Below are 7827 nucleotides of genomic sequence, written 5' to 3' on the forward strand. Positions count from 1 at the left end.
ACTTGCGTTACGCAACCAAGGTCGCGGCAGTTGTCGCCGCCGCCTCGCTGGGGCTTGCAGCCTGCGGCAGCAGCAACTCCGGCAACACGACGTCCCCGGGCGCCTCAGGCGGTTCGACCGGCACCGGCGGCTCGCTGAAGATCGGCATGGCCTACGACGTGGGTGGTCGTGGTGACCAGTCGTTCAACGACGCCGCCGCGGCGGGCCTCGACAAGGCCAAGACCGAGCTGGGTGCCGACGTCAAGGAGGCCTCGGCGGTCAACGGTGAGTCGGAGTCCGCCCGCAAGGAGCGCCTGCAGCAGCTCATCGACGCCGGCTACAACAACATCGTCGCGGTCGGCTTCGCCTACGCCAAGGCCGTCGGCGACACCGCCAAGGCCAACCCCGAAGTCAAGTTCGCCATCGTCGACGACGCGTCGCCCGACTCGGCCGGCCCCAACGTCGACCAGATCACCTTCGCCGAGGAGCAGGGCTCCTTCCTCGTCGGTGCTGCGGCAGCCCTCAAGACCAAGACCAACCACGTCGGCTTCATCGGTGGCGTCCAGACCGACCTCATCAAGAAGTTCGAGAAGGGCTTCGAGGCCGGCGTCAAGGCGGTCAAGCCGGACGTCAAGATCGACGTCAAGTACCTCACGCAGCCGCCGGACTTCTCCGGCTTCAACTCGGTCGACAAGGGCAAGGCCGCGGCTGACGGCATGTACCAGAGCGGCGCCGACGTCGTCTACCACGCTGCTGGCGGCTCCGGCGGCGGTGTCTTCACGGCGGCCAAGGCGGCCGGCAAGATGGCCATCGGCGTCGACTCCGACCAGGCCAAGACGGCCCCGGCCGACGTCCGCGACGTCATCATCACCTCGATGATCAAGAAGGTCGACGTCGGCGTGTTCGACTTCATCACCTCGGTGAAGAACAACACCTTCAAGGCCGGCAACAAGATCTTCGACCTCAAGGCCGGCGGTGTCGACTACTCCACGACCGGTGGCCACATCGACGACATCAAGAGCAAGCTGGACGAGTACAAGCAGAAGATCATCTCGGGCGAGATCACGGTCCCGAAGTCCTGATCATCCTGATCCCGGACGGGAACGGCCTTGACGGTCGTCCCACCGGACGGCCCGGGCGGCGCGAGCAGCGCTGCCCGGGCCGTCGCATCTTCCAGACTTCCCCCACCCGGCACCGCGGCTTGTTAGGTTCGCGAGTGCTGGTTCAATACTCGATCGACGCCCGTGTCGAGGCGGGCCCGCATGAGGAGTGTGTGTCATCGTCAGCAACACGCCCGTGACCGGGGGCAGGCCCCCGGCGGCGGTCCACCACGGAGCCCCGGCCGTCCGGCTCGAGGGCATCACGAAGCGGTTCCCGGGCGTCGTCGCCAACAAGGACATCGCGCTCACCGTCGACAGGGGCACCGTCCACGCCATCGTCGGTGAGAACGGCGCCGGCAAGTCGACGCTGATGAAGATCCTCTACGGCGTCCAGCAGCCCGACGAGGGCACGATCGAGGTGGACGGGAAGGCACTCGAGCTGCGCTCGCCGTCCGACGCCATCGCCGCCGGGATCGGCATGGTCTTCCAGCACTTCCAGCTGGCCGACAACCTCACTGTCCTCGAGAACGTCGTCCTCGGCGCCGAGAAGCTGCACGGCATCGGCGACGCGGCGCGCGCGAAGATCCGCGAGATCGCCGACGCCTACGGGCTCGAGGTGCCGCCCGACACGCTCGTCGCCGACCTCGGCGTGGGAGCCCGCCAGCGCATCGAGATCCTCAAGGTCCTCTACCGCGGAGCGCGGATCATCATCCTCGACGAGCCGACCGCGGTCCTCGTGCCGCAGGAGGTCGACGAGCTCTTCGACAACCTGCGTGAGCTGAAGTCCGAGGGCCTGACCGTCATGTTCATCTCGCACAAGCTCGACGAGGTGCTCAAGGTCGCCGACGCCATCACGGTGATCCGCCGCGGCACGACCGTCGCCGAGGTCGACCCGACCGGTGTGACGGCGCGCCAGCTCGCCGAGCTGATGGTCGGCTCCGAGCTGCCGTCGCCCTCGACCGAGGAGTCGACGGTCACGCAGACCCCGATGCTGACGATCGAGGACACGTCGCTCGCCGACCCGGCGGGCGGTCGTGCGCTGCTCGAGGACATCGACCTCACCATCCACGCCGGCGAGATCGTCGGCATCGCGGGCGTCGAGGGCAACGGCCAGGCCGAGCTCGTCGAGGTCATCATGGGCATGCGCGAGCCCTCGAGCGGCCGCATCCTGCTCGGCGACGTCGACATCTCCGACTGGCAGGTCCGAGAGATCCGCGAGGCCGGCATCGGCTACATCCCCGAGGACCGGCACCGCCACGGCCTGCTCCTCGAGGCCCCGCTCTGGGAGAACGTCATCCTCGGCCACCAGACCGAGGCCATCAACGTCACCGGCCCGGGCCACGTCCTCGTCAACGCGGGCGCGGCCAAGCGCGAGACGCAGACGATCGTCGACGAGTTCGACGTGCGCACCCCCTCGATCAACGTGACGTCGGGCTCGCTGTCCGGCGGCAACCAGCAGAAGCTCATCATCGGCCGCGAGATGCGCCGCAACCCGCGCGTCCTCGTCGCGGCGCACCCGACCCGCGGCGTCGACGTCGGCGCGCAGGCGGCGATCTGGGACCACATCAAGGCCGCCCGCCGCAACGGACTGGGAGTCCTGCTCATCTCGGCCGACCTCGAGGAGCTCGTCGGCCTGTCCGACACCATCCGCGTCATCCTGCGAGGCAAGCTGTCCGGTGAGTTCGACCCGGACGTCGTGACGCGCGAGGAGCTCGGCGCCGCCATGACCGGGGCGCAGTCCGCGTCCACCGACGACGATGCCCGCACCGGCGACGATGCCGGCACCGGCGACGATGCCGGCACCGACGAGGAGAAGACCCGATGAGCACCCGCTTCGACGCCCGCCGCATCGTCATGGCGATCGCGGCGCCGCTGCTGTCGATCGTCGTGGCCGTCGTGGTGACGAGCATCATCCTGTTCGTCGCCGGCGACCCGGTCGGTGCGGTCTGGGCCCAGCTGTTCAAGGCACCGCTGCCGCGTCAGGTCGTCGCGATCGTCAACGCTGCATCGGTCTACTACCTGTCGGCGATCGCCGTGGCCATCGGCTTCCGGATGAACCTCTTCAACATCGGTGTCGACGGCCAGTACCGCGTCGCCTCGTTCGCGGCGGCCCTCTTCGCGGGCCAGGGCTGGCTGCCCGGCTGGCTCAACATCATCGTGGCGCTCTTCGTCGCGATGGCCTCCGGAGCCCTCTGGGCCGGGATCGCCGGCGTGCTCAAGGTGACGCGCGGCGTCTCCGAGGTCATCTCCACGATCATGCTCAACGCGATCGCCACCTTCCTCGTGGCCTTCCTGCTGGGCAAGACCGCCGAGAAGGTCCAGGGCAGCAACGCGACCAACACGAAGCCGCTGCCGCAGGACTCCCGGGTGCCCGGCATCTCGGTCGACGGCATCATCGCGACGCCGAGCAAGATGTACGGCCTCATCCTGCTCGCCATCCTCGTCGGCGTCCTCTACTGGTTCGTCATCAACAAGACGCGGTTCGGCTTCGACCTGCGCGCGACCGGCCGGTCCGAGTCGGCGGCCGTCGCGAGCGGCGTCAAGGTCAAGCGGATGGTCCTCCTGTCGATGCTCATCTCCGGTGCCGCGGCCGGGCTCGTCGGCATGCCGCTGCTCTTCGGGCAGGACTACGTCTACGGCGACACCGTCCAGGCCGGTCTCGGCTTCGCCGGCATCGCCATTGCCCTGCTCGGTCGCAACAACCCCATCGGCATCGCCTTCGCCGCGCTGCTGTTCGCCTACCTCGACGCCCAGGGCAACGGCCTGCAGATCACCGCTGGAGTCAGTGACCGGCTCGTGCTCGTCATCCAGGGAGTCATCGTGCTGTCCGTCGTCATCGCCTACGAGGTCGTCCGCCGCGCGAACGTCCGCCTGGAGCAGCGGCGTGTCGCCAGCGAGCTCGCCCGGCAAGCCGGCGCACCGACGGAAGGAGCGGTGGCATGAGCGCCTCCGTCATGACCGAGACCGCCCCGGCCACGCCGCCGGCAGCAAGTCGCGGGGGTCGACCCCGGTGGTTCTGGGCCGCGATCGTCGTGGGCGGCCTCGTCGTCCTCTCGACGGTCCGCGTCCTCACCGGCGCCAACGACATCGACTCCTCGGGTGCCCTCATGGCTGCCATTGGTCTGGCCGTGCCCATCGGCCTCGCCGGTCTCGGTGGCCTCTGGAGCGAGCGGGCCGGCGTCGTCAACATCGGCCTGGAGGGCATGATGATCCTGGGCACGTGGGGTGGCGCGTTCTTCGGCTACCACTACGGCCCGTGGGCCGGCATCCTCGGGGCGATCCTCACGGGCGTCGTCGGTGGCGCCGTCCATGCCCTTGCCACCGTGGTCTTCGGTGTCGACCACATCGTCTCCGGTGTGGCGATCAACCTCCTCGGCCTCGGCGCCGGCGCCTACCTCGCGGTCCGCACGTTCACCGGCCTGCCGGGAGGTGGCCCCACGCAGTCGCCGCCTCTGGAGCAGCTGCCGTTCCTGTCCGTGCCCGGGGTCTCCGACCCGCTGCAGAACCTCGAGCAGAAGCACTGGTGGCTCGTGTCCGACCTCGCGGCCGTGCTGCGTGCGGTCACGACCAACCTCAACGTCCTGACGGTCATCGCGGTGCTGCTGCTCGTGGTGACGTGGTGGGTGCTGTGGCGCACGGCCTTCGGCCTGCGGCTGCGCTCGTGCGGTGAGTCGCCGGTGGCGGCCGAGACGCTCGGTGTCAACGTCTACCGCTACAAGTTCCTGGCCGTCCTCATCTCGGGCGGTCTCGCGGGGCTGGCGGGGGGCTTCCTCGTCCTCGTCGCCAGCAACCTCTACCGCGAGGGCCAGACCGGTGGTCGGGGCTTCATCGGCCTCGCCGCGATGATCTTCGGCAACTGGCGCCCGGGCGGGCTCGCGGGCGGCGCGGCCCTCTTCGGCTACACCGACGCGGTGCAGCTGCGCGGCGGCGGCGACGTCGTCCACGCCTACCTCCTGCCGATCGCCATCGGCCTGGCCGCGTGGGGCATCTGGCAGCTCGTGCGGCGTCGTCGGGGCAAGTCCTTCACCGGCGTGCCCATGGTGGTGATGGGGGTCGCGGCCATGGCCTGGTTCCTCGCGTCTCCCAGCGTCCCCAACGAGTTCACCGGCATGACGCCCTACGTCGCGACGCTCCTCGTCCTCGCCTTCGCCTCACAACGACTGCGTATGCCGGCCGCTGACGGCGCCGTGTACCGCAAGGGTGAGGCGTCGTGACCGATCCTGCGCCCGTCGACTGGGAGGCCTTGCGCCTGCGGGCCGTCGAGCTCATGGAGCGTGCCTATGCGCCGTACTCCGAGTTCCGGGTCGGCGTGGCCGGGCTCGTCGACGACGGACGCGTGGTGGGCGGCTGCAACGTCGAGAACGCCGCCTACGGCGTCGCCCTCTGCGCGGAGTGCGGCATGGTGTCCGAGCTCCACGCGAGCGGCGGAGGGCGGCTGACGGCCGTCTTCTGCGTCGGCTCCGACGGCACGGCGTTGATGCCCTGCGGTAGGTGCCGTCAGCTGCTGTGGGAGAACGGCGGCCCGGAGTGCCTGCTCATGACCCCCGAGGGGGTGCTGCCCATGACGGCGGTGCTGCCGCAGGCCTTCGGGGCCGACGACCTGACGCACGGGAGCTCACGGCCGTGAACGGCCTGCACCCCCGTGCCCCCGGACAGACCCGCGTGGTCGAGTGAGGATGTTCTCGTGAGCGAAGCCTTCGACGCCGTCGACGTCATCTCCGCCAAGCGTGACCGGGAGGAGCTCTCGGACGCGCAGATCGACTGGGTCATCGACGCCTACACCCGGGGTGCGGTCGCCGAGGAGCAGATGTCCGCTCTCGCGATGGCGATCTACCTCAACGGGATGAGCCCGCGCGAGATCGCCCGGTGGGCCGACGCGATGATCCGCTCCGGGGAGCGGCTCGACTTCTCGGGGCTGTCACGCCCGACGAGCGACAAGCACTCGACCGGGGGAGTGGGCGACAAGATCACCCTGCCCCTGGCTCCGATCGTCGCCGCCTGCGGCGTGGCCGTCCCCCAGCTCTCGGGCCGAGGGCTCGGGCACACCGGCGGCACGCTCGACAAGCTCGAGTCGATCCCCGGGTGGCGCGCCGACCTGACGAACGAGCAGATGCTCCACCAGCTCGAGGACGTCGGCGCCGTCATCTGCGCGGCCGGGACGGGCCTCGCCCCCGCCGACAAGAAGCTGTATGCGTTGCGTGACGTCACGGGCACCGTGTCGTGTGTGCCACTCATCGCCACCTCGATCATGAGCAAGAAGATCGCCGAGGGCACGGGCTCGCTCGTCCTCGACGTCAAGGTCGGGTCCGGCGCGTTCATGAAGGAGCTGGGCCAGGCGCGGGAGCTCGCCGAGACGATGGTCCGTCTCGGCACGGACGCCGGCGTGCACACGGTCGCGCTGCTGACCAACATGGAGACACCCCTCGGCCTCACCGCGGGAAACGCCCTCGAGGTGCGCGAGTCGGTGGAGGTGCTCGCCGGCGGGGGACCCGGCGACGTCGTCGAGCTCACCCTGGCGCTCGCACGCGAGATGGTCGCGGGAGCGGGGCGGTCCGACATCGACCCGGCGGACGTGCTCGCGGACGGCCGGGCCATGGACGTCTGGCGGCGGATGATCCGCGCCCAGGGGGGAGACCCCGACGCCGAGCTGCCGACGGCGAAGGAGACGCACCACGTGCTGGCGCCCGCCGACGGGGTGCTCGTCCAGCTGGACGCCCTCGCCGTGGGTGTGGCCGCGTGGCGCCTCGGGGCCGGTCGCGCCCGCAAGGAGGACCCGGTCCAGGCCGGAGCCGGCGTGGAGCTGCACCACAAGCCGGGTGCGACGGTGCGTGGGGGAGAGCCCCTGATGACCCTGCACACCGACGAACCCGAGCGCTTCGCCCGCGCCCTCGAGGCTCTCGAGGGCGGTTTCACCATCGCCCCGGAGGGTTCGCGTCCGGACCTCCCCCCGATCGTCATCGACCGCGTGTCCTGAGCGCCAACCCCCATCGAAAGAGCGATCCGTCCGTCCTTTCCCTCGGGCTGGTAGTCGCAAGGGGTGCGTCGGCGTGCGCGCGGCACGGGCGCACCGAGGCTGCCGATGTCGGACTTTCCGCAGGTCAGAGCGCCAGCGGCGCAGCAGAGGCGTCGCAGAGGGGTGGATTTGTGTTTCTCCGGAGGGGCGGGTTAACGTTCTCTTCGTCAGCCCGACAGGGAGGAACGGACGCCACCGCGGAGCGAGTCAATCGCGAGCGAAGTTGGCCGGTCCCGGGGTTGACCATCATGGTCCAGACCAGTCCGGTTCGTCCGGTAAGGTGCTGGATCGCCCCGCTGAGGAGCTCGAGTCGATCGAGCACTTCTCCGGGGTGGCCGAGGCACGCCGGTTGATCCGGTAGGCTTCGGAGAGCATGGCCGCTGACACCAAGCGGGTCTGACTCGGTCGTCCTGAAGGACGGTTCGCGGGTTTGACTCCCAAGCTTGACGCGGGTAAGTTTGAAGGGTTGCCCCGGAGACCTCCTCGTTGAGGTGGTTGATGGTGTGTGTCCGATTCTTGAGAACTCAACAGCGTGTCAAAAATCGATGCCAATTACCTCGTCCCGAGGCGCGGCATGGTCACTCGAATGGGTGGTCGTGTGGTGTTTTGGGCGAATTATCCTTTGGTTGAATCGAACTTCTAGCTTTTTTTGAGCTAGTGGTTCGGCTTCAGTCAGGTTTTCGAGCCCTTCATGGGTTCAAAGTTTGCTCATCTCCTTTTCGGGGGTGGGTGTTT

General features: G+C 69.0%; 6 protein-coding genes. All 6 read left to right on the plus strand.

Going from position 1 to position 7827, the window contains the following annotated elements; genetic code table 11:
* The first annotated feature begins 2 nt into the window (after window positions 1-2).
* The 6 genes from AC1DIW_RS21170 (at window position 3) to AC1DIW_RS21195 (ending at window position 7053) form a co-directional block, all read left to right on the plus strand.
* Entirely contained in the window at window positions 3-1061 is a 1059-nt protein-coding gene (locus tag AC1DIW_RS21170; protein WP_442277918.1) for a BMP family lipoprotein, read from the plus strand.
* Window positions 1062-1275: 214 nt separating this feature from the next.
* A complete protein-coding gene (locus tag AC1DIW_RS21175) occupies window positions 1276-2904 on the plus strand; it encodes an ABC transporter ATP-binding protein (RefSeq protein WP_478110743.1) in 1629 nt (542 codons plus the stop codon).
* On the plus strand, window positions 2901-4022 hold the full coding sequence (locus AC1DIW_RS21180) for an ABC transporter permease (protein WP_442277920.1): 1122 nt from the start codon (window positions 2901-2903) through the stop codon (window positions 4020-4022). Before AC1DIW_RS21175 ends, AC1DIW_RS21180 begins: the two co-directional genes overlap by 4 nt.
* The gene (locus AC1DIW_RS21185) at window positions 4019-5293 is read left to right on the plus strand and encodes an ABC transporter permease (RefSeq protein WP_478110745.1); all 1275 of its coding nucleotides are present in this window, start codon (window positions 4019-4021) and stop codon (window positions 5291-5293) included. The genes AC1DIW_RS21180 and AC1DIW_RS21185 overlap by 4 nt, the downstream gene beginning before the upstream one ends.
* Complete coding sequence (locus tag AC1DIW_RS21190) at window positions 5290-5706, plus strand: cytidine deaminase (protein WP_478110746.1); 417 nt, start codon at window positions 5290-5292, stop codon at window positions 5704-5706. Before AC1DIW_RS21185 ends, AC1DIW_RS21190 begins: the two co-directional genes overlap by 4 nt.
* Before the next feature lie 57 nt (window positions 5707-5763).
* A complete protein-coding gene (locus tag AC1DIW_RS21195; protein ID WP_442277923.1) occupies window positions 5764-7053 on the plus strand; it encodes a thymidine phosphorylase in 1290 nt (429 codons plus the stop codon).
* The last annotated feature ends 774 nt before the right edge of the window (window positions 7054-7827 follow it).

It is taken from the genome of Terrabacter sp. 01T434, assembly GCF_056398545.1.

Bases quoted from the DNA above. Each gene is read 5' to 3' on its own strand.
- AC1DIW_RS21185 (WP_478110745.1), top strand. From the start codon at position 4,019: ATGAGCGCCTCCGTCATGACCGAGACCGCCCCGGCCACGCCGCCGGCA.
- AC1DIW_RS21180 (WP_442277920.1), top strand. From the start codon at position 2,901: ATGAGCACCCGCTTCGACGCCCGCCGCATCGTCATGGCGATCGCGGCG.